Origin of the sequence: Bradyrhizobium sp. 23 (genome assembly GCF_023073295.1) — a bacterium.
GTDB classification, from domain to species: Bacteria; Pseudomonadota; Alphaproteobacteria; order Rhizobiales; family Xanthobacteraceae; genus Bradyrhizobium; species Bradyrhizobium canariense_D.
In genome coordinates this window covers 248,610-249,505 of record NZ_JADPJF010000070.1, presented here as the reverse complement: position 1 = coordinate 249,505, position 896 = coordinate 248,610, and the positions used below count along the sequence as shown (strand labels likewise).

General features: G+C 72.2%; 1 protein-coding gene and 1 pseudogene. Both read left to right on the top strand.

Features of this window, described 5'->3' with window-relative positions:
• Positions 1–242 (top strand): adenylosuccinate synthetase (locus IVB32_RS19055; RefSeq protein WP_247410920.1); only part of this gene is annotated, 242 nt, incomplete at its 5' end.
• A 37-nt stretch (positions 243–279) separates the two neighbouring features.
• Positions 280–896 (top strand): annotated as a pseudogene (locus tag IVB32_RS19050) (hypothetical protein); the annotation flags it as partial.

Below are 896 nucleotides of genomic sequence, written 5' to 3'. Positions count from 1 at the left end.
GCAAGGAGATCGATCATTTCCCGGCGGGCGAAGGCGCCCAGGCCCGGGTCGAGCCGATCTACGAGACCATCGAGGGCTGGAAGGAGCCGACCGCCAATGCGCGGTCCTGGGCCCAGCTGCCGGCCCAGGCGATCAAATATGTCCGCCGGATCGAGGAATTGGTGGGGTGCCCGGTGGCGCTGCTTTCCACCAGCCCCGAACGCGAGGATACTATCCTGGTACAAAATCCGTTTGAGGCTTAACGATCTCTTACCGGGACGCGCGTATAATTGAGTAGAAATGGCTGATTACTACCCGCTGATCGCCCGCGCTATTGCCGCCCTGGACCCCAACGCTCCCGGCGAGAGCCGTCGCGCGCTCTATGAGCGGGCGCGCACGGCGCTGATCGCGCAGCTCCGCAGCGTGCAGCCGCCGCTCTCGGAATCCGAGATCACCCGCGAGCGCCTCTCGCTGGAAGAGGCCGTCCGCAAGGTCGAATCAGAGGCGGCCCAGCGTGCCCGCGAGGCCTCGCGCCCCGCTGGCGGCGCCCGCAGCAGCGGCAGCGGCGACGCCTTCCGCCGCGCCAGCACCCGCGCCACCGAGGGCAACTCGCCCGCGCCGCAAACGGCTGCCCCGCCGCGCACCCGTCCGGCTCCGCCGCCGCCGCGGGCTGACCGGCCCTCCTTCAATGTCGATGACCAGGGCGACGCCCCGCGTGCGCCGCGGGCCCCGCGTTTCGACGCGCCGCGGCAGCCGGGTCCGCCGGCCCCGTCGTCGATGCCGGAGCCTCCGCCGGTCGGACGTGATCGCGCTGGTGGGCGCCGTCCGCCGGACATGGGACCGCCACCGCCGCTGCCGCCCGCACCGGGCGTGCGCGGCTTCCGCGACATCACGGCGGACGCCAACGAGCTCGGCGG